The organism is Priestia sp. SB1, assembly GCF_038898415.1.
On the sequence record NZ_JBBJSS010000002.1, the window covers coordinates 498,764 to 522,011 of the forward strand.

The 23,248-nt window shown below is 31.4% G+C and carries 32 protein-coding genes; 22 read left to right on the forward strand and 10 right to left on the reverse strand.

Annotated elements, in window-relative coordinates:
- Nucleotides 1-54: 54 nt before the first annotated feature.
- Nucleotides 55-447: a hypothetical protein gene (locus WKH56_RS08005; RefSeq protein ID WP_316911341.1), complete on the forward strand. Its 393-nt coding sequence runs from the start codon at nucleotides 55-57 to the stop codon at nucleotides 445-447.
- Between the two features lie 211 nt (nucleotides 448-658).
- Here the strand turns inward: WKH56_RS08005 and WKH56_RS08010 are convergent, their stop codons facing one another.
- Together WKH56_RS08010 and WKH56_RS08015 are read right to left on the reverse strand one after the other, a co-directional pair.
- Complete coding sequence (locus WKH56_RS08010; RefSeq protein WP_342835187.1) at nucleotides 659-1,183, reverse strand: hypothetical protein; 525 nt, start codon at nucleotides 1,181-1,183, stop codon at nucleotides 659-661.
- A gap of 13 nt (nucleotides 1,184-1,196) precedes the next feature.
- On the reverse strand, nucleotides 1,197-2,411 hold the full coding sequence (locus WKH56_RS08015; RefSeq protein WP_342835188.1) for a S8 family peptidase: 1,215 nt from the start codon (nucleotides 2,409-2,411) through the stop codon (nucleotides 1,197-1,199).
- Between the two features lie 233 nt (nucleotides 2,412-2,644).
- Here WKH56_RS08015 and WKH56_RS08020 point away from each other — a divergent pair, with 233 nt between their 5' ends.
- The 4 genes from WKH56_RS08020 (at nucleotide 2,645) to WKH56_RS08035 (ending at nucleotide 6,418) form a co-directional block, all read left to right on the forward strand.
- On the forward strand, nucleotides 2,645-3,511 hold the full coding sequence (locus WKH56_RS08020) for a hypothetical protein (protein WP_342835189.1): 867 nt from the start codon (nucleotides 2,645-2,647) through the stop codon (nucleotides 3,509-3,511).
- 399 nt (nucleotides 3,512-3,910) lie between these two features.
- Complete coding sequence (locus WKH56_RS08025) at nucleotides 3,911-4,777, forward strand: hypothetical protein (protein WP_342835190.1); 867 nt, start codon at nucleotides 3,911-3,913, stop codon at nucleotides 4,775-4,777.
- Between the two features lie 137 nt (nucleotides 4,778-4,914).
- Nucleotides 4,915-5,793 (forward strand): hypothetical protein, encoded by an 879-nt coding sequence (locus WKH56_RS08030; protein ID WP_342835191.1) that lies wholly within the window; start codon nucleotides 4,915-4,917, stop codon nucleotides 5,791-5,793.
- Between the two features lie 118 nt (nucleotides 5,794-5,911).
- Nucleotides 5,912-6,418, forward strand: coding sequence for an acyl-CoA thioesterase (locus WKH56_RS08035; protein ID WP_342835192.1), 507 nt, complete (start codon nucleotides 5,912-5,914; stop codon nucleotides 6,416-6,418).
- A gap of 46 nt (nucleotides 6,419-6,464) precedes the next feature.
- Here the strand turns inward: WKH56_RS08035 and WKH56_RS08040 are convergent, their stop codons facing one another.
- From WKH56_RS08040 to WKH56_RS08050, 3 genes are all read right to left on the reverse strand, one after another.
- Complete coding sequence (locus WKH56_RS08040; protein WP_342835193.1) at nucleotides 6,465-7,466, reverse strand: DUF3137 domain-containing protein; 1,002 nt, start codon at nucleotides 7,464-7,466, stop codon at nucleotides 6,465-6,467.
- Nucleotides 7,463-8,080: a LemA family protein gene (locus WKH56_RS08045; RefSeq protein ID WP_342835194.1), complete on the reverse strand. Its 618-nt coding sequence runs from the start codon at nucleotides 8,078-8,080 to the stop codon at nucleotides 7,463-7,465. The genes WKH56_RS08040 and WKH56_RS08045 overlap by 4 nt, the downstream gene beginning before the upstream one ends.
- 737 nt (nucleotides 8,081-8,817) lie before the next feature.
- Complete coding sequence (locus tag WKH56_RS08050) at nucleotides 8,818-9,567, reverse strand: GDSL-type esterase/lipase family protein (protein WP_342835195.1); 750 nt, start codon at nucleotides 9,565-9,567, stop codon at nucleotides 8,818-8,820.
- Nucleotides 9,568-9,926: 359 nt separating this feature from the next.
- Here WKH56_RS08050 and WKH56_RS08055 point away from each other — a divergent pair, with 359 nt between their 5' ends.
- The 5 genes from WKH56_RS08055 (at nucleotide 9,927) to WKH56_RS08075 (ending at nucleotide 13,191) form a co-directional block, all read left to right on the forward strand.
- On the forward strand, nucleotides 9,927-10,139 hold the full coding sequence (locus tag WKH56_RS08055) for a hypothetical protein (RefSeq protein WP_342835196.1): 213 nt from the start codon (nucleotides 9,927-9,929) through the stop codon (nucleotides 10,137-10,139).
- A gap of 117 nt (nucleotides 10,140-10,256) precedes the next feature.
- The gene (locus WKH56_RS08060; protein WP_342835197.1) at nucleotides 10,257-10,583 is read left to right on the forward strand and encodes a hypothetical protein; all 327 of its coding nucleotides are present in this window, start codon (nucleotides 10,257-10,259) and stop codon (nucleotides 10,581-10,583) included.
- 350 nt (nucleotides 10,584-10,933) lie between these two features.
- Entirely contained in the window at nucleotides 10,934-12,109 is a 1,176-nt protein-coding gene (locus WKH56_RS08065; protein WP_342835198.1) for an HNH endonuclease, read from the forward strand.
- 612 nt (nucleotides 12,110-12,721) lie between these two features.
- Entirely contained in the window at nucleotides 12,722-12,904 is a 183-nt protein-coding gene (locus WKH56_RS08070) for an aspartyl-phosphate phosphatase Spo0E family protein (protein WP_316911327.1), read from the forward strand.
- Between the two features lie 110 nt (nucleotides 12,905-13,014).
- Nucleotides 13,015-13,191: a hypothetical protein gene (locus WKH56_RS08075; RefSeq protein ID WP_316911326.1), complete on the forward strand. Its 177-nt coding sequence runs from the start codon at nucleotides 13,015-13,017 to the stop codon at nucleotides 13,189-13,191.
- A 91-nt stretch (nucleotides 13,192-13,282) separates the two neighbouring features.
- Here WKH56_RS08075 and WKH56_RS08080 read toward each other — a convergent pair whose 3' ends face one another.
- Entirely contained in the window at nucleotides 13,283-13,699 is a 417-nt protein-coding gene (locus WKH56_RS08080) for a hypothetical protein (RefSeq protein WP_342835199.1), read from the reverse strand.
- 179 nt (nucleotides 13,700-13,878) lie between these two features.
- On the opposite strand from WKH56_RS08080, the gene WKH56_RS08085 reads away from it, so the two are divergent.
- Nucleotides 13,879-14,166: a hypothetical protein gene (locus WKH56_RS08085; protein ID WP_342835200.1), complete on the forward strand. Its 288-nt coding sequence runs from the start codon at nucleotides 13,879-13,881 to the stop codon at nucleotides 14,164-14,166.
- Between the two features lie 72 nt (nucleotides 14,167-14,238).
- Here WKH56_RS08085 and WKH56_RS08090 read toward each other — a convergent pair whose 3' ends face one another.
- Nucleotides 14,239-14,412: a hypothetical protein gene (locus tag WKH56_RS08090; protein WP_316911323.1), complete on the reverse strand. Its 174-nt coding sequence runs from the start codon at nucleotides 14,410-14,412 to the stop codon at nucleotides 14,239-14,241.
- A 285-nt stretch (nucleotides 14,413-14,697) separates the two neighbouring features.
- Here WKH56_RS08090 and WKH56_RS08095 point away from each other — a divergent pair, with 285 nt between their 5' ends.
- The 7 genes from WKH56_RS08095 to WKH56_RS08125 all read left to right on the forward strand — a co-directional run bounded on the left by WKH56_RS08095 (nucleotide 14,698) and on the right by WKH56_RS08125 (nucleotide 18,804).
- On the forward strand, nucleotides 14,698-15,333 hold the full coding sequence (locus tag WKH56_RS08095) for a hypothetical protein (protein WP_342835201.1): 636 nt from the start codon (nucleotides 14,698-14,700) through the stop codon (nucleotides 15,331-15,333).
- A 233-nt stretch (nucleotides 15,334-15,566) separates the two neighbouring features.
- Nucleotides 15,567-15,881 (forward strand): hypothetical protein, encoded by a 315-nt coding sequence (locus WKH56_RS08100; protein WP_316911321.1) that lies wholly within the window; start codon nucleotides 15,567-15,569, stop codon nucleotides 15,879-15,881.
- A gap of 361 nt (nucleotides 15,882-16,242) precedes the next feature.
- On the forward strand, nucleotides 16,243-16,380 hold the full coding sequence (locus WKH56_RS08105) for a hypothetical protein (protein ID WP_316911320.1): 138 nt from the start codon (nucleotides 16,243-16,245) through the stop codon (nucleotides 16,378-16,380).
- 312 nt (nucleotides 16,381-16,692) lie between these two features.
- On the forward strand, nucleotides 16,693-17,469 hold the full coding sequence (locus WKH56_RS08110) for a hypothetical protein (protein ID WP_342835202.1): 777 nt from the start codon (nucleotides 16,693-16,695) through the stop codon (nucleotides 17,467-17,469).
- 83 nt (nucleotides 17,470-17,552) lie between these two features.
- Nucleotides 17,553-17,690, forward strand: coding sequence for a hypothetical protein (locus tag WKH56_RS08115; RefSeq protein WP_316911318.1), 138 nt, complete (start codon nucleotides 17,553-17,555; stop codon nucleotides 17,688-17,690).
- A gap of 101 nt (nucleotides 17,691-17,791) precedes the next feature.
- Nucleotides 17,792-18,349 carry a hypothetical protein gene (locus tag WKH56_RS08120; RefSeq protein WP_342835203.1) on the forward strand — a complete coding sequence of 186 codons (558 nt, stop codon included), beginning with the start codon at nucleotides 17,792-17,794 and terminating at the stop codon, nucleotides 18,347-18,349.
- A 200-nt stretch (nucleotides 18,350-18,549) separates the two neighbouring features.
- Nucleotides 18,550-18,804, forward strand: a complete 255-nt coding sequence (locus WKH56_RS08125) for a hypothetical protein (RefSeq protein ID WP_316911316.1) — start codon at nucleotides 18,550-18,552, stop codon at nucleotides 18,802-18,804.
- Between the two features lie 46 nt (nucleotides 18,805-18,850).
- On the opposite strand, the gene WKH56_RS08130 is transcribed toward WKH56_RS08125, so the two are convergent.
- The 3 genes from WKH56_RS08130 to WKH56_RS08140 all read right to left on the reverse strand — a co-directional run bounded on the left by WKH56_RS08130 (nucleotide 18,851) and on the right by WKH56_RS08140 (nucleotide 20,837).
- Nucleotides 18,851-19,150 carry a hypothetical protein gene (locus WKH56_RS08130; protein WP_316911315.1) on the reverse strand — a complete coding sequence of 100 codons (300 nt, stop codon included), beginning with the start codon at nucleotides 19,148-19,150 and terminating at the stop codon, nucleotides 18,851-18,853.
- 241 nt (nucleotides 19,151-19,391) lie between these two features.
- Nucleotides 19,392-20,213, reverse strand: coding sequence for a YwqG family protein (locus WKH56_RS08135; RefSeq protein WP_342835204.1), 822 nt, complete (start codon nucleotides 20,211-20,213; stop codon nucleotides 19,392-19,394).
- Nucleotides 20,214-20,369: 156 nt separating this feature from the next.
- The gene (locus WKH56_RS08140; protein ID WP_342835205.1) at nucleotides 20,370-20,837 is read right to left on the reverse strand and encodes a hypothetical protein; all 468 of its coding nucleotides are present in this window, start codon (nucleotides 20,835-20,837) and stop codon (nucleotides 20,370-20,372) included.
- Nucleotides 20,838-20,987: 150 nt separating this feature from the next.
- Between WKH56_RS08140 and WKH56_RS08145 the strand changes: the two genes are divergently transcribed.
- From WKH56_RS08145 to WKH56_RS08160, 4 genes are all read left to right on the forward strand, one after another.
- Nucleotides 20,988-21,470 carry a hypothetical protein gene (locus WKH56_RS08145; protein ID WP_342835206.1) on the forward strand — a complete coding sequence of 161 codons (483 nt, stop codon included), beginning with the start codon at nucleotides 20,988-20,990 and terminating at the stop codon, nucleotides 21,468-21,470.
- A gap of 125 nt (nucleotides 21,471-21,595) precedes the next feature.
- On the forward strand, nucleotides 21,596-22,117 hold the full coding sequence (locus tag WKH56_RS08150; RefSeq protein ID WP_342835207.1) for a YxiJ family protein: 522 nt from the start codon (nucleotides 21,596-21,598) through the stop codon (nucleotides 22,115-22,117).
- A 1-nt stretch (nucleotide 22,118) separates the two neighbouring features.
- Nucleotides 22,119-22,364: a hypothetical protein gene (locus WKH56_RS08155; RefSeq protein ID WP_342835208.1), complete on the forward strand. Its 246-nt coding sequence runs from the start codon at nucleotides 22,119-22,121 to the stop codon at nucleotides 22,362-22,364.
- Nucleotides 22,365-22,559: 195 nt separating this feature from the next.
- Entirely contained in the window at nucleotides 22,560-23,105 is a 546-nt protein-coding gene (locus tag WKH56_RS08160; RefSeq protein WP_342835209.1) for a hypothetical protein, read from the forward strand.
- The last annotated feature ends 143 nt before the right edge of the window (nucleotides 23,106-23,248 follow it).

Genomic DNA, 23,248 nt, shown 5'->3' on the forward strand with positions numbered 1-23,248 from the left:
TGCCAACTAAATTAGGCTATATACTTTTAACAATACATTTAAGGAGGATTTACAATGTCAGCACACGATTTTTACACAGTTGTACAACAAAATAACCAAGGAGGTTTAGGTTTCTTTGAAGCTGTAGACTTTGGTGAATTTGAGGACTATATGAGAGATACAATTAGAATTTATGAGAAAAATACAGATATATCTCATCAACAATTCGCAAAAGTTCCCAATAATGTAGAAGGGTTATGGTTTGTTGCTACTTTAACTAAAAAAGAGCAATTAGCGGGTTACGAGTTTAGAACAGCAGGGGAACTGAGAACGCAAATGCCTATATTGTTAGACGAGGCTCTTAAGTGTGATGATTGTCATATAGAGCATTCGGTAGTTATTTATCCTCCAACCGCTAAGTTGGTTAACGAAAGTATGTGGAGACATATGAAAGAAAACTGTTTATAAATAAAAAACTCCATTCTTTTGAGTGGAGTTTTTTGCTACTTAAAGATGCAAAGGGTAGGGAAGAAAAAGTAAAGAAAGTAATGCCTGATAACTTCCTTAAGAGACTAAGTAATGCTATTACAGCACTTGTAAAACAATGATTGATTAATAAAAAGACAACCAGTTTTTTTAAAACTGATTGTCTTTTTTATTACTTGTATTATGTTTTCATTTATTTGAAACTAATATTATCTGCAGCGGTTATTTCCTGTTGCGTTTTTTCTTTGTTATCTTTGTTAACCCAAGAAGTCTTAATTTCATTAGTTTCTAAAGCAGTTTTTATATCATCTTCACCTAAATTTTTTGTATATAAAACGAACTCCTGAGTAAAGACCTCTTGATTGCCCTCGTCGTCCTCTTTGGCATCTCCTTTACCAAACCAGTACCTTGTTTGCTCGTCTTTATCAATATTATTAAAGATTTTTTTATAATTTGGCATATCCACTTTCTCTTTTTCAATCTTATCAACTTCAGATAAGGTTACTTTAATATTAACTTTACGGAAATCTTCTTTTTTAGGGTCCTTGAGTTCATCAGTACCAACCTCTCCGTACTCTTTATCGCTCAAAGTGGAAACCTTTGTAACAACTTTTGCTGCTGGCTGATCTGTGTTTGAAGCATTGCTTTCGTTACTACAAGCTCCAAGTAGTGATGCTGACATTAATAATGGAATAACTAATAAAGGCTTAAACTTCATACTAATTTCTCCTTCAGTTCCAATGTATTTTTTGGTACGTTTGTAAAACAGCGGGTTTCTCTTTTTTTGCTAAAGAAGATTTTAAAGCACTTGTTATGTTTAAAATACCATTTCCGTATTCATAATGTCTACCGAATTTTATAGAATTATTAACAAAAATGTATGTTATTTCATCATTTGTAACATTTGGGTTCGCACTCTTGATAAGAGCTGCAGCTGCGGCCACATAAGGTGATGCCATAGAAGTCCCGCTATTGTAATCGTAACTATTATTAAGAGAGGTACTAAAAATTTCTTGTCCAGGTGCCATTGTATCAATTTCGTTTCCTACGCTTGAAAAGTTTGAACGTTTGCCTGTAATATCAACAGAACCGACTGCGAAAACGTGTTTAAATTTAGCAGGGTATGTAACATTTGATGATTTATCATAACCGTTATTACCAACAGGAGCCACAATAAATATGCCCTTTTCATATGCCTTATTAATTGCCTCTTCTAAACCTCTAGAATATTCTGATGTTCCAACACTCATATTTAAGATATCCATCTTATTATTTATAGCCCAGTCAATACCTCGTATAATATTAGACCAACTTCCGTCTCCTGAATCAGATATTGATTTTATTGCATAGACTTCGGCATCTGGTGCAATTCCAGTCTTTCTTGAGGCAATAATGCCAGCAACAAATGTACCGTGTCCTACATAATCCATATAATTCGTTCCTTCATTCCTATCAACAGGTGCAGTTCCACCCTTTATATTTAAATCGCTATGGTGATAGTCAATTCCAGTGTCCAAAACACCTATTTTTACACCTTTACCTGTATATGTATTATATAATTTGTTGTTTCTAAACTTTTCAGCATTAAAAAAACCGATATATTGATTCTCTTCAAGGGAAGGTTTAATATTTGAAGCATTTTTGGTTGAAGCATACGAGTCTTTTTCTATAAAACTTAAATGATCTCTGTAATTTTGTTTTAAAAGTTTAACTTGTTTTTGCGAAATTAGGACACGTGCAATATGCAAATTCTTATAGTCTTCAACTATCTTTATATTATTTTCTTTCGTAAATAAGTCAGTTTTCAAGGTGTTCTTATATCCAATAAGATAATACTTAGGGTTATTAGAAGTAGGCATTGCAAAAACTGGGTTAGTTAAGCAAAGTATTATAAAAATGATAAAAAAAGAGGTGATAATATATCTAATTAAAAGAAAAAAATTCACATAAAATACCTCCTATTTACTTACTCATAGGTATATATAAAATAATTTAGCACATAAAAATGCAATATACTACTATTTTTTTACATAATTAAAATAAATTTAAAAATATTTAAAAAATTGTAGAATATTGGAATTTGGTGTGATAATGTATATTTAAATCCGGCCGGATAACAAAAACTTCCTTGTTTAACATAATGTTCTTAATACAAAAACACATTTTTCGGGGGTTATTTATGTTAAAGAAAACGTTCGCTGTAGTAGCTACATTGGGGTTAAGCGTATCTATTTTTGGGGGAAGTGCATATGCACAGAACTCTACTCAGAGCAAAATAGAGTCTGCTCAAGAACAGAAGGCGCAAGAAGAATACGAAGCTAAGGAAGAGGTTCAATTAGCGGCTGAGGTAAAAGATGATAGCGTTGAAAACATTGAGGAACAAAGCGAAGAGTTAACAGAAGAAGTCGCTGACCTTTCTGATGAAGAATATACTCGATTCATTCACAATTATGTTTCAGAAAATAACGAGTCCACTGAAGAGATGCAAGAGAAACTGGATCTTGTGGGGGTAGAGTTTGTGCCTGAAGAAGATAAAGGCGTACAAACAATGGCAATAAAAGATCCTTCAAAAATATCTCTTTCTGTCTATTCTACGAAACGAACTGGTCAAAACTATTGGTACCTTCAAACATCTTGGAGAAGCAAAGAAATAGAGTTTGACCCAGCTACGCTTGATGTGGTATCACTTGAGTGGGATCCTAAATACGGAAAGTTTTATACTGCAATAGCTGGAGGAAAAGGGATATCAACTAAAAGAGATGGTTCGAAACGCGATAAAGGAATTTATCTCTTCAACGTAAATGACTCAAAGTACAACTTTGATTCTTATGCTTCTGTTCAAGTAACCAAAAAGAAAAAAGGTTGGTTAGAATATGGAGCAAAATACACACATACTTATTCTACAACTAAAAAAACTAAGACTGGACAAGCTGGCATAAACTTTGATGCAACTGGTCCTTCAGGTGGTTATAGTTATTCTGTTACTAAAACAACAAATGTATCTAGCTGGCCTAAGTACAACGAAAATGCTGTTAAATTAAATTAAATGCCAATATATATGGAACATCGTATTTATTCTTCATTCTAAATACGATGTTTTTTTGCTATTTGAGTACTGAAGTCTTTAGTAACATACGTTTTAGAAGAATGTTTTAATTTGAGGAATAAAAACAAAAAAAGCTGATTGATCAAAGCTAATCAAACAGACTTTTTAACCTTCATAATAGAAAAATATGTATGCGATCTAAATATATTAGCACGTATAAAAGTTAATTACTACTATTTATTCTAAATATTAAAAATATTTTACATATTGAGAAAAAGTTGTAGAAGACTGGAATTTATTGTGCTAATGTATATATAAATCCGGCCGGATAACATTACATCTTTGTAACCCATCTTTGTATTTTAAAAATCGATTAAATAGATTTTACGGGGGTTATTTATGCTAAAGAAGACTTTTGCTGTGGTAGCTACATTAGGGTTAAGCGCATCTATTTTTGGAGGAAGTGCATATGCACAGAACTCTACTGAAAACAAACCAGGGCCTGTTCAATACGAAAAGGCTCTAAAAGAATATGAATCAAAAGAAGAAGTGCAATTAGCTTTAGATGTTAAAGATAGTAACCTAACAGAAATAAAGGCTGAAAGAAAAGATCTGACAGAGCAAGTAAAGGACTTAAGTGACCCAGAGTTTGATCGTTTCTTGCACAACTTTGTTAAAGAAAATAGTGACACAGTGAAAGAGAAAAAGGAAAAACTCAATCTTCTTGGTGTGGAATTTGATCAAAAAGCTGGCAATAAAGTAAAAACAATGGCTATCACAGACCCTGCTAGAATTAAATTATCTGTGTACTCTGCAAAAAGGGGCGGGCAAAACTACTATCATATTGGAGTTAGTTGGATAAGCAAAGATTTTGAAACTAAGCCCGCTACATTAGATGTAGTTTCTTTGGAGTGGAATCCAAAGTACGGAAAGTTTTATACAGCAAGCGTTCCTGCTGATGGTGTTACAACGAAGCGTGACGGTTCTAAATATGATAAAGGTATCTACCTTTTTAATGTAAATGACTCTAAACTCATCTTTGATTCATATGCAACTGTCCAAGTCACACCTAAGAAATCAGGTTGGTTAGAATATGGAGCAAAATACACTCATACTTATTCAACAACGTCTAAAACTACCACTGGTCAAGCGAGCATCGGATTTGATTCTACTGGACCTAGCGGAGGGTATAGCTATTCTGTAACAAAAACTACGAATGTATCTAGCTGGCCAAAGTATGACGAAAATGCTGTTAAATTGAATTAAATTAATCTTGTTATAAAAACATCGTGTTTATACAGCTTATAAATACGATGTTTTAATTATGTGAATTCCTTTAGATATAAGTTGAAGACCTTTGCATTTTATCTTGTAAATAGAAAATAAATTTAATGGGGGCATTTATGTTAAAGAAAACTTTTGCTGCAGTAGCTACATTAGGGTTAAGTATATCTATCTTTGGAGGGAGTGCGTATGCTCAGACACAAAGCTACACTCAAAGTAAACTTGAATTAGCTCAGTATGAAAAAGAACTAAAAGAATATAACGCAAAGGAAGAAGTGCAGCTTGCTTCTAATATTCAAGACAGTAGTTTAAAAGAAATAAAAGCGGAAAAGAAAGAATTGATGGATCAAGTAGAGAATCTAAGCGATGATGAGTTTAATCGCTTCCTATACAATATTGCTAAAGATAATAGTGATACTATAAAAGAAAAACAGAAAAAATTAGATCTTTTAGATGTGGAATTTAGGCAAGAGGAAAAAAGGCCAATAAGCACAATGGCTATAACTAACCCAACTAAAATATGGATAGGTGTTTATGATGGAAAGAGGGGTGGGCAGGATTTCTACCATATAGGAGTTGCCTGGCAAAACAAAGAAGTTGAAAAAAATCCAGCTACGTTAGATGTAGTTTCTATAGAATGGGATCCTAAATACGGAAAATTTTATACTGCTAGTTCCACTGGAGATGGTATAACAACAAAGCGCGATGGGTCTAATCGCGATAAGGGGATATATCTCTTTAATGTAAATGACTCTAAAAAGAAGTTTGATTCATATGCTACTGTCCAAGTTACCCGTAAGAAAGCGGGATGGTTGGAATATGGAGCAAAGTATACTCACACTTACTCAACAAAATCTAAATCTACGACTGGTCAAGCGGGTATTAACTTTAATAAGGGAGGTTCGAGCGGGGGTTATAGTTATTCAGTAACTAAGACTACCAATATATCTAGTTGGCCAAGATATGATGAAAATGCAGTTAACATTAAGCCCTTTTAAAATAAGATAGCTAGTCGATAAACACCGTGATTATATTTACCATAAACACGGTGTTTTTATTTTGGTCAAAGTTGAATATCATTAAAAAGTTCTTAATTTTATGTAGGAGATGCTTTTTATGAAAAGATATTCAAAAGAATCTAGGGTAATTAGAACAAGCAGGGTTTTTCCTAATGATGTAAATAATCATAATACCCTGTTTGGTGGAAAGCTAATGAGTGACATAGATATGGTTGCTTCTATATCAGCAGCCAGACACTCTAGAAGTGGTTGTGTTACTGCCTCAACAGACTCAGTAGATTTCCTTTCCCCGATTGGTGTAACGGATTCTGTGTGCTTTGAAGCTTACGTAAGCTGGGTAGGAAAGAGCTCAATGGAGGTCTTTGTGAAGGTTGTGGCAGAGGATTTGATGTCAGGTATTCGCAGAATGGCCGCTACAGCTTTTTTAACGTTTGTCGCCCTAGATAAAAGCGGAAAAGCCTCTATTGTTCCAGAGATTATTCCCGAGACAGAAGAAGAAAAGAAATTGTTTCAAACAGGGGAAGAAAGAGCAAAAGCAAGGAAGGTTAGACGAGAAAAAAGCAAAGACCTTGCTAATTATTTAACAACTGATAAGCCTTGGTAAGGTAATAATATACACAAAAAAAGAAGAACTGCTAGCTCTTCTTTTTTTATTGTGCTTTTTTAAAATCCAAACCTATTTGTTCAACATAGGAAATAGTATCTAAAACGATAAGAATTTCTTCCCAAATCACATCAGGATTAAAGTTTTCAGGGGTAAGAATCTCAAATAAATCACGATCACTTTTAACTACAAGCATTATTTTTCCATTCTTCACACCAAGACTGATGTATTTATTAGTTCTTTCCATTAGTTGAACCAACTTATCTATATTTCTCGGTTGAAGGAGTTTATTTGTAACTACACTATCATTAGTTAAAACTCTATAGTGTTGATCAACATATAAATTTGAAAGACTTATTTCGTGCAAGGTTTTTCGGTTACTTGCTTTAAAAGAATCGTTGTTATACGTTTTATAAGTAAGATACAGTTCGACATTAGAATCAAGCTTCATATCCACTTCTACAACAAGAGAATCGAGGAATTTAATTTCCCGTCTTGAGTCTTTATCCTCTTCTACTCTGTAAATAGAAACTTCACTTACACGAACTTCTTTGTCGTTAAAGTTCCCTATTATTGCATCATCTGTTTTAGCAATGTCTAAAATTTTTTCTGAAAAGAAGGACGTGTTTTTTAGTTCTTTTTCGGTAATGCCTTTACTAGGAGCATAGGTGAAATTAGGTAAAACAGCGGGAATAATCTCTTCAAGAATTGGTTTTTTCGAAGCCATCTGAAAATTATTGTAGCTTCCATAAGAAGAAAGTGTAACTATAGAATCTTTACTATCTGTTTTAATAAACTTTGCTCTTATACGAGCGTATAGTGTTAAAAGCCCCACAAGAACAAAAAATCCAATAAAAACACCGCTTACTCCAAAAACTATATTACAAGCAACTAAAAAGAAGAAAAACAATAAACCAATAGCAATACCAACTGTTCTATATTTCTGAAACCTCTCTTCTATTAATGCTACTTTTTCTATTTCTCCTTCATACTTAGGTCTAATATTATTTTCAAAGTAATCTACAAATTCTCTCTTATTTCGAATCATAGAAGAGGATTCTCTTTTCTAGAAGCAGGTGTTTCATAAAGATCTTCTTTTTCAAAGTTAAACAGCTTAGCAAGAATGTTCGAAGGAAACATAGCAATAGATGTATTATATCTATTTACATAGTCATTATAACCTTTTCTAGAAGAAGCAATGTTTGCTTCATTATTTTCTATCGAGTCTTGTAACCTCAAAAAGTTCTCATTTGATTGTAATTCTGGATAGTTCTCAAATGTCGCTAATACTCCTGGAATTTGTCTTTCAATTTCGTTATGAATTTTTGTTTTATCTTTAAATGACATATTTTCTTGTGCTACTAACTGTCTAAGCTTAATGATTTGTTTAAGTGTATCAACTTCATAATTTTTAAATTCCTGTACTATTTTATACATTGTAGAGATCTCTTCAAATCTTTGTTGTAAGTAAACACCCATATTTGATTTAGCTTCAGATATTTTAATTTTTTCTGCTTTCATTCTATTGTAAGCACTAACTATATTTGCAACTAATAATACCAAGACAACAATAATAGCCACAGGTATTCCTAAGCTAGCACCATAACTAGTAGAAGCAAATATTATTGCAATAAAGCCTAAAACCATAATAGTATGATTCATTTCATCACCTCGAGAATGAACATACTCAATATTAATATGTTGTAAAGAAAAAAATTAGTTTTAAAAAAACAAAAAGCAACCGTACTGTAGTCCACATACAGTAGGGTTGCTTTTTGTAACTCATAAAAATTGATGCTATAATCTTATAATCTTATATTTGCTATGTAATCCTTTTATAACAACAATAGCCGCTATAAATGGTACTTAGCTAGTATATAACGGGTTTTTAAAAAACGCAACATTTATTTTTTGATAGAAAAACATAAAAGGTAAGAAGGTTAAAATTGTTATATAGATAAAAAAACAGACTTCTCAGGTGCTTGAGAAATCTGTTTTTTTGGAAACGTTATGTAGTATTTGTTTAGCGTGCGTTTTTTGTTAATGTTATTACAATAGATATGAACCAATTATTCATTCGTATAAGACATATTATATTAGAATTAAATTTAAAAATCAACAAATTTATAAAAGGTACGAAAAATATAAAAGGTAAGATGGGTGATTGGAGTTAAATTTGGATTTTGAGTTTTCGTTTATGGATTAACATAAAAAAAACGGACATCTCTTTAAGAGGTGTCCGTTTTTAGAGAACTTGCATTGGCGAAGCCAATTATATCATTATAGTTAGAAATGAACTACTATTTTATACTCAGAAAAAGAAGGAGGAGGAACCCTCCATATGTTATCGTATGCCACGCACGTATAGTATTTGCTTAGTATCAAAAATATATAAGTGTTTATTTTTGATTTAAATTAATACTTTTCATAAACTCATTCGCTACAAGTTGGTAGGCGTCTAGTGTCAAATGAATATCTTTTGGATTAGGAACATACTCTTTTTCATTTGTTTTAATAATATCAGCAGTAGGAACATAAATATCTCCATTTGCAGCTGCCAGTCCTTGAATAGTCTTATTTAAGTTATCTAATAAAACTAAAAGGGGAGCTTGTTGTTCTGCCGGATAGTGAGGGAATGGATTATAGTAACCCATAACATATACTTTGGCTTTAGGATTTAGATTATTAATTGTTTCAAGAATTATTTTTAAGTTACTATTTACGCTTACAAGAGCGTCAGTTATATGTGAAGGATCTGTGTAAAGCTTTTTGACAAGATCGTTTGCACCAATATCCAAAGTAATAACATCCGCTTTTTTAATTTCTTTTCTCATTTCATCGTTAGTTAAGACATCATTCTTTACATTTTCGGTTGTATATCCGCTAGCTCCAAAATTGTCGTAGAATACTTTGTGATTAGCTTGCTCAAGAGATTGTACTATGTAATCAGGGTAACCTTTATCAAACAAATCGTATGGAGTGCGGCCTGCTGCTAGAGAATCACCTAATGCTACGTAATCAACTTTATGTTTTAAACTATCTTTATGTAATTGACCAATATCGCTTGCTGCACCTGCAGTTAAAGGTAGGCTCATAACTACTGTTCCAGCAATTAAAATACCTGAAAGTTTCTTTTTAATAGATGTCATTTGTATTCCTCCTTGTATGTATAGTTATTATAACTATTTATAAAGTAAATTTTTGTCGAAATTTGTTGAACTTAAGAAAAAAATAACAAAAAAAAGAGTATATTTTATTATAAAAATACAGTTAATGTAAAAATATAAGGAAATAGACTTCGCTTTATTAAAAACACCGAAATAAACAACGCTAAATAAGTTAGCAGCCACTATAAAAATACAAGCAAAACACTTCCAGAATGTACGCTTGTTATGTTCTTTACTTATCTTTTTTATAATAATATTTTGCTATTAGAAAATAATAAGGAGGAGACATATAAAGGTTTGCCGAATTTATAAATCACACTTTAAAAAAAGGGGATGGTAATATGCTGAAAGAAGATTTGCTTAGAGATATTAGAGAAGCTAGCCACAAAAACCAATTCTCTTTAACATTAGAAAGAGCATCTATAGACAATGAAGAAAGCTTTGAAAGTTTAATAAGAGAGCTTCAAGATGAACAAAAAATTAGAATAAGAGAGTACTCAAAAAAAGAGGACTCTATAAATTTAATTGGCTTCTTAAAATACGCATCCGACTAATTGGGTGCTTTTTTGTATCTTTTTTACATACTATCTTTTTAAGAATCTATGTATTATTATAGTTATTATACATATAATTTAACAGCTAAAGTGTTAGAGAGGACAAAGTGATTACTTATGAGCTCGCGTTACGAAATTGAAAAGGCAAAGGGAAAGCAACGTAGAAAGGTAGCTTATGTTTATATGTTGTTTGGTATTGTAAATAACATATTTGTAACATTATCAGTTAAAAATTCTACTTTAGGACATCTTGAGCCTGGTATTATTTTTAATATTTCTGTTTGGTCTTCAGTTGTTTGGGTTTTTGCTCTTATTTATTTAAAAGATTATATAAGCGGAGCATCTTGGAATAAAGTGCCGATACTTGGAAGAGTATTGTGGTGGGTATTTTTTATATTGCCACTAATGCATTGCGCTAATGCTGTCTGCACGATGTTTTTTTAAGAATAGTTAAAGTTATTATAAAACGGTATACCAAAAGGAGAATCCAAGTACAGGGTTCTCCTTTTGTCTTTTGTTAAACGTGGATTTCTTGCGGTTTTAAACGTATGGATATATAGGAAATTAAGTATTTTATAATTCACTGTTTATAACATCTATATCTGCATACGCTGCAATTACACCATTAAAATAAAAAAGACATACCTTGGTCCGCATTGTTAAGAGGCGTGGTATGTTCTGTTGAAATAATCGTAACCTTTAATTTAAACTGTGTCAAACTTTAATAGACAGGAGAATTCACCATTGGTAAGATTAACTAAAATAGTGTGGCGAATGTTAAGGGGGATTGGGATGTGTCAAAAGAAAGTTATGTACATAAATATTATTTTTACGAAGGAACTGAAACAATTGAAGAGCTAGAGGAACATTTAACCTTTTTAAAACTTTCAAAGTCCAAATGTTATTTTGTGAAGTTTTTAAATCAATACTATGCCGTTTTTTACGACACGATTGATCGTGAGATAATAATAGGTAAAGAAAAAATGTTTTATACAGATAACGGCCGATTAGAGGAAGTAGTCGTAGGAGCTGTAAAAATTCCTTACGATATTAAAACCAGAAGTGTAGGATATATAACTGATACATTGGCACAGGAATTAAATAGAATTGATCCAGAACTTCAATTATTTTATTATCCCAACGTTAGAAGCAAACATTTAAAAGAAGCGTCAGATGAAGTCAAATTTTCGAAATTTGTTGTAATCTTGGCTGTTACTTTCGCTTCGAAATTTTATAATGTAACAAATTCAAACGAAATGTACCCGTATTTTAAATTAACTTCTGAATTAATTGGTTTTCTAAGAAGAACAGCGGGAGCGGTAGCAATTGATCCTTTTTCCCAGTACATAAAATTTCAAGATGGTAGCTTAGGTAAGTATTCAATTACCTTTTATGCGGATAGCTATTATTCCAGAAGAGCTACTTTTGTCCTCACAGAAAGAAACCCTTATCGCCAACAAGGAAGGCAATGGATTTCCCTAACAAGATATCAAGCTCTGTACCCAGGTGATTTTATTATGTACCCTAAACCTGACTATAGAGTAGAAAAAGAAACTTGCAAGTGGTGTGGTACTAAGATTTCTGAAGGTAAAAAACACTACTGTACAGATTCCTGTAAATATAATTTCTTAAAAGCCACTACAATAGATAAAGGTTCGTCTCTCCCTTATAAAATACTGTGCCGGGACAATTTCACTTGTCAAAAGTGCTATAAGGATTTAGCTATGATAAATGAACACGGAATGAAAATTCCAATTTCTAAAAAAGCGGATTCGCCTGATAAAAATGGTAGATATAGAAGTGAGGCAGAAGTACACCATTTAACGGCTGCAGAAGACGGAGGAGAAGATTTCCAAGAAAATTTGAGCACCCGTTGTCAAAGTTGCCATAAAAGAGAACACGCCTCAAGAACTCCTAAAGAAAAAACAAATGTAATTCCTTTTAGACCTAGAAAAAAAACGCGTTTTTAATAATATAAATAAAGAATATCTCTGTTTAGATTAACTAGAGAGTATTAATAAGCATTATATTAATACTCTTTTTTTGTAGGTTAAATGCATTGGAAAAGCGTGTGTGACAAATAACAATAATTATGAAAAACACATTTTTGCCTCTTGTCTGCAATTGGTTAAATATAGTAATATAAACTCATACAAAAAACAGGTATTACCAAAAATGGTGTCTAATAGGTCTGAATTGGATTCTTAAATTTGTTCTAAAACCTGTAATAAGAAAAAAGAAGGGAGGGTTATCTAACTTCTATGTTTGGGCACTTATTTAACAAATTGTTATAATTCATTTTGAATTGTTTCACACTATAAAAATAAATTCTTATAAGGTAGCTACAAAAATAAGTATATAAACGGAATCAATATGGTTGTCTTAGGAGAAATTACCTTTTATTTTTTGCTAAAATTTGTAGATATAAAGGATATTTTTAGTGTATGATTGTCTTTTGTTGTTAATTACTTAACAAAGTTAAGTTTATTCGGTTTAACAATTAGTAAGAAAAACAAAGACTTTTTATATAACAAATTGTAAATAAATAAGTTAATTCCGAATAGAAGGGATAGATAAAGTATATGAGCGTTAAGGAAAACATATATGTTAACTGTTTACCTTTAAAAGAAAAGATAGAACACTTTAGGAATTTAATGATAAGAACTGGTATGGAAGAGGGATTTTCTAATCCTAAGACAATAGAATTAAGCCAAAATCTTGACAATCTTTTAATAGAATATTTCATTGTTAAAAAGAAAAGTTAAGGTTTTTTTTTGTGGACTGTTAAATTATAATAAATAGACTTAATCGCAATTTAAGAATTGATTAATTCTAGATGTTAATAATATTATGTGTATAGTAAAGGAGTATATCATTGCAAGAGAAGAGCTTTTTAAAGAAAGATATATTGAAAATAGTAGACGTACTGAAACATCAGAAAAAGAATATGCCTGGGTGCAATTCATATAAAGATGCTTGGGAAAATTATATGAACCCACTTATAAAGAAACAAGCAACCCTTGAGGAAGTAATGAAACATATAGGCAAATAGAACAAAAAAATAGTACATATAGAAAATAGACATAGTATACATAAAAAACGAAAACCCTGTACATAAAATACAGGGTTTTCGTATGTGAATATTAGTTATTTTGAACAAGAGGTTTCTTCACTTCGTCTATATCTTTATAAAGGTCTTCATCTTCCTCGTAATGAAGATTTGCAAGAACAATAGGTGTTTCTACTTCTTTTTCTTCATAAACTTTAGGTTGTTTAAATTGACTTGGTAAATCATTTAATGATCCGCCGTTATTAATATGTTCTCTATCCATTTTATAAGTTTCTTGAATGTCTACTAAAGTCTCTTTTGCGACTCTTACTGCAAGTTTACACTTTGCCATTGTTTTTTCTGCAGACATTTGCGTTTTAGTAACACTCTTTCTAACAACTGTTAAATCTTTAAATGACTTAACGCCTTCTTTTTCTTTTTGCTTATTTACTGCCTTAATCGCTAGTAAAGTCGAAGCAGCTACCACTGATGCAATATATCTCTTTTTCAATTCTTGTTCCCCCAAAAGTTTCTTTTTTTACATATATATAGATTAAATTATATATTTTTCTGGATTAAAAACAAGATAAAAGTTATTGTGTTCAAAATAACATAAACACCCCAGTCGGGAGGAGATTCTGGATACAACCTCGAAGTGCTATCTTAAATATGTTACAAGAGGGAGGAAAAATGATACTTATAAATAACTGTGAAGATAGAAATCCGCTACTGTTTATTAGCGGTGAACATTTAGAATCAAATGAAAAGTTCAACTTATATCTCTTGTATGATGAAAAAACTCTTAAGTGGAAAAAAGATCTTGGTACTAATCCGAAAATAACAGAGGCGTTTTGTGAAGCGGTAGTAGAAATCGTAAAAAACAGTCCCCACAATAAAACAATTAAAGAAATGGAAACAAGAGATATGGAGATAGGGAATTTTGTGAAATATACTTTAGAAGAAAACAACGAGCTATAGAATTAGATGAATTTTTTAACGGGAAAATTTTAAAAATAAAAGCACTTGAACTTTGACTAAGTTTAAGTGCTTTTATTTTGCTCGTTTATTAGGGTGTTTTTCTTGTATTTCCTCTAGTGCTTTAAGAACCTTCTTGCTCGATTGTCCAACTTTCTCCATATAATCCGCTGTGTATCTCTTTCTTTCAGAAGACGGCTTTGAAGAGATAACGACTACCTCTGTATTATCATACTGCATTTTTTTCATTGTAGTTTACCACACCTCCAACAACAAATAATACGATCTAATTATAACGGTTCCTTCTTAAATAGACATTATTCTGTAAGAGGAAATATCAGTTTGAAAACAAGTTTTAGTAGTTAGTTTGTGTTATTCCTTTTAGGTTTTAAGGCATCGTCTATAAACAGCTGATACATATACCTAATGCTTTTTATGTAAGTTCGACTTAAACAGAAAAAAATGTTTTTCCTCCAAAAATTAAGAAGAGACACTAAAATATTAAAAATGATCAATAAATGGAGGAAAATCACTATGAATAAGTTAAAGAATGAAAATAAGGAAAAGAAAATTAACTACAAAAAAGCCGGCGCTAAGCTTGCTAATGGGCTAAAAATTAACGAGTTAATAGAAGAAATTGAAAGACAATACACTACCAGTGATACGATTATGACAGATAACGGTGTGTATAAATCGATGTTTATTAAATCGTTGCTTACTGTTGAAAGTCCCTATCAGCATTTAAGAATAGAAATGGCTGCAGAATACGAGATCATTACAGAGAAACAGAAAAACAACTCCTATTTAAAAGGGTTGAAAGAAAGGGAAGCATTCGCAAATTCTTTCCGAAAGCGTATCTTGTCGTTCGAAAGTGGGTTTAGTGCTCGTTTAAAGGAGATAAGCAACTTACCTGGAGCGTTTCATTTAAGTGTTAAGAGGGATGCAAATAGTCCAGAAATAGAAGAATACGGCATCTTTTACAAAGGAGAACCTTTTAATTTAAAGTGTTCAAAATGTGAAGCAAAGTTTTATGAAGGGTTAAACGTTAGTGGTATTAACACTATAACTTGCCATAACAAAAGAGGAAACTGCAGTAATAAGGAGGAAGCGGTGAATGGGAATTTTCGTTACTTCACAAAAATTAACGAAAGAGCTTCGCAGCTAGTGTAATTTAATACTAAAAGTAAAAGCCTTAGCTCTTGTAGGTATTTGGTAAACATATTAGAGACTGCACTCTTTTAGAGAGCGGTCTTTTTTTTACTATTACTCTTAAAGCTTTAGTCTTAAAAAGCCGTAAAAGTTTTTTAGACTAATTGCTCTTTTTCCATTAATGGTATATTCTGAAATGTATAGTACTTGTTAGTTTTGTGTTATTCATCTAATTAGGAAAGGGATGATTCGCAATGTCAGTAAATCAACAAGTAACGAACTGTGAAATTTCAGAGTTGAAAATGCAATTTAAAAAGTATGATACTTTTGCTAGTGACAACTATGAATTAACAGATATCTTTCCAGAAGCTAGATCCTTTGGTAATGTAAGTGACATTTTAAAAGATGCTCCTCGTTGCCTTCGCAAAGTGTATGAGTATATGGGAAACATCTATATTTCCGGAGATATAAATGATACTGGAAATATAGAAGATGAAATTATTGTAGTAGGAAAAGTTAAGCCGTTCCTTGAAACTAAAGTAAGAGATGCCTTAAAAAGAATGCAGTAAGGACTGAAAATCGTACTAGGAGCTGCTTACTATGAGTAAAACAAACGAAAAATAGTAATAGACCTTGATAAATCAGAAATTGACATTAAGACAATAGAAAGGTATGCCCGAAAAGCTAGAAGCATTTTAATGGTACTTATAAAGGCCATAAAAAAGATGCTACTGGTCCTAAAAATAGATAGAAACAGCATTATAGTCCAAAAAATGCTCGGACATATTAAATAATTAAAAAGACAAGATTTTTAAACTTACAAATAGTTTAAGGGTCTTGTTTTTTTTGTATTTAATTAGGTTAATTACCATTTAAGTGTTGTTATTACAAAAAAATTACATTATTCTTAATTAAAGGGGGAGAAGCTATATGAGTAGTAACAAAAGGGAGAATACAGCTTTAGTATTAAGGGTTGTAACAGTTGTTTTATTACTTGCAATAACGGTTGCGCTTTACAGAATTTCCGGCAGTTTGATGGACATTGCACAAGCGCTAATGGGTTCTTAATTAAGGTGTGTTTTTTAATAAAGGCTGTAAGTTAAGAAAGGAAGACTTTTTAAGTGGATTACGATATATTGGTGGCTGTTAGTATATGTATTTGTGCTGGACTCACTATTTTTTTGTTCAGTAAACCAAATAAAGAAGATGAATAAACTCGTAAAGGTTACATAACAAATTAGTAATTATTAGCGGGCTTGAGTAGTGTTAAACTAATTCAAGCTTTTTTGTATTTAATGAAAAGAACGTTAATGACACAAGCAAAATAAGTATTTTACATAGGTAGAGTTACAATATTGATAAGTTTAAAAGGAGAAAAAAATGAAAATTCTAGATTGTTCTAATGTAAAGACTACAATAACATCATTATGTAAACTATTTAACACTACTGAAAAACACTTAGAAGAATTCATTAAACAAAACACCTATAGAGTAGTTAAAGATAGAGGAATGACCACTTACAACGGTTTAACGATAGAAGACGTGACAACATACTTCGGCGTAAAGAAGGAAGGAATACTACCGGATAGAGTATTAATGTTCCACTTGACTTCTGCTGCAAATCCAGAGACTTATACTCAAAATGGGCTGTTAAATTTACATACAATAGTAACAAAAGGATTGATGGATGAATTTTTTAGCGAATGTGATTTAAGACTAATTTACAAAGAAGGCGAAATGCCTTTAGTCCAATTTAATAATAACGTTGTGGAATTTGCTATGCTTGATCATAGATTTAAAAGTGATCAGTGCATTAACGGATTTTTAATAAAGGAAGACGCTGAACATAACAGCAATGTTGAACATTTAAGAAACTGTCCTGAATTTATAATTGATATGGGAAAATTGCCTGGGATTCCAAGCTTGAAAGAAACCTGGACTAGAAAAGCGGTGCCTTTAAAATTAACCTTAGAAGTTAACTTTGATGATATTAACGAGTGGGATGTCTATAATTACATTTTGGAACCTTTAAAATATCTCATATTTAAGAAAACATTTAGTTGGAGTTCAGGTGATAACTTTATGGTTTACCTAAAAGAGAATATAGATGTACCGCCTGAAAAGATTATAAAGATTGAGGAATTAGAAGAAATTTAAACCATTGCTAAATATAGAAAGAACGCCTATAAAAAGGGCATTCTTTCTATATTTAAAAACTTTAAATGGAGAGGAGGTTAAGTGTGCGGAAAATCAAATCACCATTCTTAAAAAACAAATTAAAAAACGAGTTACCTAAACAAGAAAGAAAAGGATCATATCAGTATGAATTGCTAATTAGAGCTGACAACGCTATAGAAAAATTAAAAAAGAAAACATAAATAGAAGAAGATTAGTGTTTACCTCTGTCGCATTATTTTGTTTTTATTAACTCTGGTTAAGAGTATATAATTGTATGTAATTAACAAGACGGGGTGATGTTTTGAGGGGTTCTAGAGATTTAGAGAGAGTAGACACGCTAATATGTTCTGTTATTAATAAGGATATAAATATTTACAATGGTCTAGAAGTTATTAATGATGCTATTGACGAATTAAAAAGAGACTCATTTAACGTAAACCAATATAAAACTTATTTACATATTGGTTATGAGCAATTCGAGGAAAACATTAATAAGATTATAAAGGAAAATCCGCTTCCCGCTACTATTAATGCTTTTAACTTTGGATTATATGAGAGCAGTTTGCAATTTCACTTGTATTTAACCGGTTCTGAGGAATGGGATAATGACGATGATGATTGGGCTACAAATAACGATTTTCTTCCAGAAGAACATATAATTAATAATAGTCTCCTTCGAAAACTATATCAGTATTGGCGATTTAACCCTGATTTAGGCGTATTTTTGACTGTTGTATCCGTTGCAATGCTTGTTAATACATACGTTAATAAGTATCCAGAGGATTTTCCAAACAATGTTGTATTGGCTACGGGATTTGACGATGGTGATCTCTATACTTTTCGTAACGCCCTTACTTAATTTATTTTGCTGGAGTGCGGTTTTTTTTAACAAAACATAAATTATGCTACTACCTTGTTGATTAAAAGAAGTTAAAATAGTTAACCCTACCAATTAAACCTGAGTAGGGTTTTTAAATGCGGAAATTAAATAGTTTTTTCCATTTCCTTAAATAGCAGTTAATATATTGACAAATAATTGTTATTAAAAGGAGAATAAATATGCCAAGTGAAAAGGAATTAGTAGAAGAAGTAGAAAATTTTTTTAATGAAGAGGATCGTGAGGTTGGTTTCTTTGCAGTAGGTGTAATTGATAAAATAGTTATAGATGAGTTTAAAGAAGCATTTTGTGGAATTGAAGTGATTTCGTATACTAAAAGTGATTTAGAGTTTAAAGTTGGTAATGATAGTTATATGTTAGCATCAAGTACCGCTTATGACCGATGGAGAGTCTACAAACTAATTAAACTTTGTTAAACAAAAAAAGCAGAGGAAATTTATTTTCCGCTGCTTTTACTCTGTATTAGTTTGTTTCAGTGTATTTAGGGTGTTTCTTAGCAAATTCAATTAACCCCTCTTTAATCTCAGGTGTAAACCCAATAGGTAGATCATCTGCATCTACTCCATTTTGATAAACTAAAACGCTGGTTGCACCATCATTATGAAATGTCACGCTAACAAAATAAGCTGGAAGTTTTTGTTCAACCCCTACAATATTTAGAAAATCAACATTAATACATACTTCTGTTCTATTTTCTAATTCCTCAAAACCTTTTGCTTTGTAAGTCATTTCCCCTAATTCTGTAACTGTAGTGTTATACATATTATCCTCCTCGTGCGCATCCTTAATAGGTGCCACTCATTTGTTTTTTCATCCTAAAGAGTTTACCTTGCAATATTTTTTTATGTGAAAATAAATAAAATTTTTACTGGAATTAGGAATAAAAGAGTAGTTGAATATAAAAAGCAACCGATTTAAAATAAGCCGGTTGCTTTTATGTATATTAGCCGCGTAGCAATGATTAAATTTCTAAAGTAAAGGTTAACTCTTAATATGTTAATGATCAGCTGCAATCCCAATTATATAAAACGTCTTTAAAGCTAAGTTTCTTTAAATCTTCTTTTTTAATAAAAAAGTTGGCAACGCCTGCATCTCCAAACATAATATCTCCAGCTTCATTCTCATCTGAATCAATTTGAAGGAGGAGGACATCGTATTCTCTAAGTTCATCGCTATAAACTCGAGGATCTGTTTGAGTACAATAGCAATAACCACCCACTTTATGTCCTCTTCCATAAAGGTCAGAGTATAGATCAAAATCATCGTCATTTTCGCACAACGCATTCATACTTTCGTTTGTATCACATAGCTCTTCAAAACGATAATCTTCACAAGAAAGCGGCTCCTCGTTCATCTCGAATGAAAGTCCAATCTCTCGTTGAATTGGGAACATATCAAAATCCAGATCGTACTCGTTAATGTATGAAAAATCTGTAGTTAACTGAGTTTCTTCTGTAATGACATTATCATAATAGATAACTCTAAAGTTCTTCTGACTGGTTATATCGTCGGGATCTTGTCCGTAATCAATTTCTTCTTTTGCTGTTATAAAGAATTGAAGTATACCTGTTTCCGGCATATCTTCAATGCTAGGTGCTTCTGAAAAGTTAATTTGAGCTAATAGCAACATTGGTGCTCCATAAGAGTCAATTGGATGCTCTGCTCCTTTAGGTAAATAAGGGTTTCCTCCAAACTTACTTTCAAAAATTTTAGGCTCTTTATCTAATTGCTCCCTTATTTTAATAAATGGTAAAATTGTATGCTCTAGTGCTTTTTCGTAGGGCTCTAATTCTTTTGGGAAAGTAAATGTAGTTTCTTTTTTCAATTTAACACTACTCCTTTTTGCTTTAATTAAGTTTGAGTACTTAGTGTATCTAGCGGTTCTAGATAGGTTACTATGTATATTATTTTAAAGAAGTATGACACATAAAGCGGTTTATAGAAAGATAATTATACATAATAATATAGAAGTAAAAAAGCTTTAGGCAGATGCCGAAAGCTTTTTATTTTTACAATTATTATAGGAACCTTCTGTATCTAGTTTAAAGGTGAATTCGTGATTAGGTATGATAACATCAGCAATGATATCTCCGTACTTACTTAAGAGGGTAAGAATAGAATAGCTGCCATCTTCGTTATCTATCCATTCTACTTTGACTTCCATAAGTGCTTTGGCTTTGTTAAGTATCTCAAGGTCCAATTGCTCATTCATAATAGAATGGTGTTCTATTTTAGTAACAACATATCCATACTCAATATCGTTGTCCATACTGTCATCGTTATTAACTTCTTCTTTATATTCGTCATCAATTTCTTCAATGACAATATGCATAGGTTTATGAAGATGGTTCGCTCCAAACCCACCATAATTAAGAATAAGAACTTCTTTTTCCTCAATTACATTCTCTTCTTTGGTTCTTTTATATGCTTGATACAATTTATATAACATAATCGATCCTCCATATTTGTTTGATAGTGCTAAAAGCATAATCAATAATTATATGTTTTGAAGAAAAAGCACAAAAACAAAAGTCTGATATTTCTGTCAATTAAGTTATATAATTAAAGTTGGGAGTATTAAAAAAATTAGGGGGATAAAATGAAAAAGGTATTTAAAGTATTTATTATTTTGTTGGTTGTTACTGGAACACTTTTCTTCTCTTCAACCGCTAGTGCAGCATCTGGTGAAATTATGCTAAAGAAAACTACGTTAGATCAGACAAAAGGAGTGAGTATTACAACAAAGGTTTATATAAAAACCGAAGAGAAAAAGAACGTAGAATACTACTCTATAAAGAAAGTAACTGGTACTGTCAAATTGCTCGATGGTAGAACGTATATTAAGGGAATTAAGCTAAGAATAGGTCAAAACGGTTCTTACAGCGGGAAGCCTATTGCCACCCAAACAAAATATGAAGATATAAAAGCAAAAAATTTCTTTTCATTTACATCATATCCAGTATCCACTTGGAAACCAGTTGCAAAGACTGGCCCCTGGTCAATTGTAGGGAGCAGTGCTACGGTGAGCCTTCAAAGAGGGACATCAAAGTGGAGTTTTAACCATATAAACAATTTGCCTTAACTTTAAGATTTAAAAGAAGTCTATCTATTTAGAGGCTTCTTTTTTCTCCTCGTTGCTTATATATGCCCTGTAATGATTAAAACGTGCTATAATTTTGAAACAACGTACATAATAGGTGATATTTATTGAATTCCGAATTAAAGCAAATTGAGTTAAGACAGATGCATCAAGCAATTAATGTAAAAATCAATACTCCCAAATACTCGTTAGAATACTTTTATAGATATGTAACAGATCTAGTTATTAGTGAACCGTTTCCAAGTATTCTAGCGGAAATTCTAAGGCTACCTCTTAATAGCCCATTCCCCACCAGAGGGGTGAGCAAAATAGAGAATAACTATGCTGGTGAATTAGGAAAAGAAAATTCTTTTAGTACTAATTTGAACTACTACTGGTCTTCTATAGCTGGAGTAGTTAGTCGCATTATAAAAGGGCGTATTAGCGAATATTTACAAGAAGCAAAAGAAATACTGCAAACATCTTTTTGGGAGCTTCATACAACATATAAGAGCTTTAAAGAAGACTTTAAAGAGTTTGAAGACGTTTATAAAGAGTTTTTAATTTTTGAAAGGGCTAGGATGTTAGGCCTTATATACATAACTTTAATGGATTGCAAAAGTTTTAATATAAAAAGTGAGGAACATTAACTTGGTAGCAGTAATTATAATATCTTTAATGATTTTAGTTGGTTTGTTTTTAATGGGTGCCGCTTTCTTTGCAAAAAAGGAAAGTTTTGAGAAAATTTTTATAAGCGGGCAAGATAATATTATAGTGGGAATAATTGCTCTTATTTTTCAAAATGCACCTATAAGGGTACAACGCATTATGCTATTTACTTTTGGGTTATTGTGGTCAGGAGGATTTGCATATTTTTTGATAACCGGAAAATATTAATACAATATAAAAAATACAAAGCTATAGAAAGCCTTAAAAAAAGAGTAAAGATACCCTCATCTTGCTCTTTTTTTGTTATATAAATTCGAATAACAAATAGATAATACTTTCTTTTAACTTTAAGTAAAAGAAGGGGTATTCAAATAATTTCCATACTCTTGTATAATAATTCCAAAAGGTAAAAAGGAGTGTAAGATGACAATTTACATAAGCATAGCAATTACATTTGCTATAGTATTCGGCATACTTTTTGTGTTATTTCAAAAAATGAAGAGAAGCACTGAGCAAACAACAGTTTCAATGCTTTTTGCTATGATGATTGCTTCGGGATCAATTTGTTTAATATTTGTATTGCCTGCAGCAATCCTTTTTTGTTCATTTTGGGGTATAAGTTATGCATTTCCCAACTTAATAGATATCAGTAATTTTAAGTCACTGTTTTCTTTATCATTCTTGGCTATAGGTATTGCTTTTATAGTTGAGATTTTCTTTAGTGGAATATTCTCCGGCATAATTAGGCATTTTAATCTGCATTTAGTCGTAAGTATGATTCTTAAAATAGTTGTTTACTCTACACTTCTTTACGTGCTGTCATCAAACTTACTTTTAAATATTAAACTTACTTTTCTAGCGGCTTTAATTGTATCAACGTTCATTATTCTCCTAGAGAAATCAATAGAGGATATCTATGTAAAGAGGAAAGGTAAGAATGCAAATATTGATACAAATAAACATATGTAGTTGGCACAAATGTTTATGTGAAAATGATAAAAAAGAAAAGACTTAAAAATACATATTTTAAGTCTTTTCTTTTTTATCAATTGTGTGCCTTTATTCCTCTGTGTTATTAGATACCTTAAAGCTTTCTATAGCTTCTTTATGCA

Coding starts and splice junctions, on each gene's coding strand:
- WKH56_RS08010 (WP_342835187.1), bottom strand. CDS start 1,183: ATGAAGTTTAAGCCTTTATTAGTTATTCCATTATTAATGTCAGCATCA.
- WKH56_RS08090 (WP_316911323.1), bottom strand. CDS start 14,412: ATGAAAAAAATGCAGTATGATAATACAGAGGTAGTCGTTATCTCTTCA.
- WKH56_RS08060 (WP_342835197.1), top strand. CDS start 10,257: ATGAGCTCGCGTTACGAAATTGAAAAGGCAAAGGGAAAGCAACGTAGA.
- WKH56_RS08025 (WP_342835190.1), top strand. CDS start 3,911: ATGCTAAAGAAGACTTTTGCTGTGGTAGCTACATTAGGGTTAAGCGCA.
- WKH56_RS08160 (WP_342835209.1), top strand. CDS start 22,560: ATGACAATTTACATAAGCATAGCAATTACATTTGCTATAGTATTCGGC.
- WKH56_RS08020 (WP_342835189.1), top strand. CDS start 2,645: ATGTTAAAGAAAACGTTCGCTGTAGTAGCTACATTGGGGTTAAGCGTA.
- WKH56_RS08005 (WP_316911341.1), top strand. CDS start 55: ATGTCAGCACACGATTTTTACACAGTTGTACAACAAAATAACCAAGGA.
- WKH56_RS08070 (WP_316911327.1), top strand. CDS start 12,722: ATGAGCGTTAAGGAAAACATATATGTTAACTGTTTACCTTTAAAAGAA.
- WKH56_RS08110 (WP_342835202.1), top strand. CDS start 16,693: ATGAAAATTCTAGATTGTTCTAATGTAAAGACTACAATAACATCATTA.
- WKH56_RS08055 (WP_342835196.1), top strand. CDS start 9,927: ATGCTGAAAGAAGATTTGCTTAGAGATATTAGAGAAGCTAGCCACAAA.
- WKH56_RS08050 (WP_342835195.1), bottom strand. CDS start 9,567: ATGACATCTATTAAAAAGAAACTTTCAGGTATTTTAATTGCTGGAACA.
- WKH56_RS08085 (WP_342835200.1), top strand. CDS start 13,879: ATGATACTTATAAATAACTGTGAAGATAGAAATCCGCTACTGTTTATT.
- WKH56_RS08125 (WP_316911316.1), top strand. CDS start 18,550: ATGCCAAGTGAAAAGGAATTAGTAGAAGAAGTAGAAAATTTTTTTAAT.
- WKH56_RS08035 (WP_342835192.1), top strand. CDS start 5,912: ATGAAAAGATATTCAAAAGAATCTAGGGTAATTAGAACAAGCAGGGTT.
- WKH56_RS08145 (WP_342835206.1), top strand. CDS start 20,988: ATGAAAAAGGTATTTAAAGTATTTATTATTTTGTTGGTTGTTACTGGA.
- WKH56_RS08140 (WP_342835205.1), bottom strand. CDS start 20,837: ATGTTATATAAATTGTATCAAGCATATAAAAGAACCAAAGAAGAGAAT.
- WKH56_RS08095 (WP_342835201.1), top strand. CDS start 14,698: ATGAATAAGTTAAAGAATGAAAATAAGGAAAAGAAAATTAACTACAAA.
- WKH56_RS08030 (WP_342835191.1), top strand. CDS start 4,915: ATGTTAAAGAAAACTTTTGCTGCAGTAGCTACATTAGGGTTAAGTATA.
- WKH56_RS08130 (WP_316911315.1), bottom strand. CDS start 19,150: ATGTATAACACTACAGTTACAGAATTAGGGGAAATGACTTACAAAGCA.
- WKH56_RS08105 (WP_316911320.1), top strand. CDS start 16,243: ATGAGTAGTAACAAAAGGGAGAATACAGCTTTAGTATTAAGGGTTGTA.
- WKH56_RS08045 (WP_342835194.1), bottom strand. CDS start 8,080: ATGAATCATACTATTATGGTTTTAGGCTTTATTGCAATAATATTTGCT.
- WKH56_RS08040 (WP_342835193.1), bottom strand. CDS start 7,466: ATGATTCGAAATAAGAGAGAATTTGTAGATTACTTTGAAAATAATATT.
- WKH56_RS08100 (WP_316911321.1), top strand. CDS start 15,567: ATGTCAGTAAATCAACAAGTAACGAACTGTGAAATTTCAGAGTTGAAA.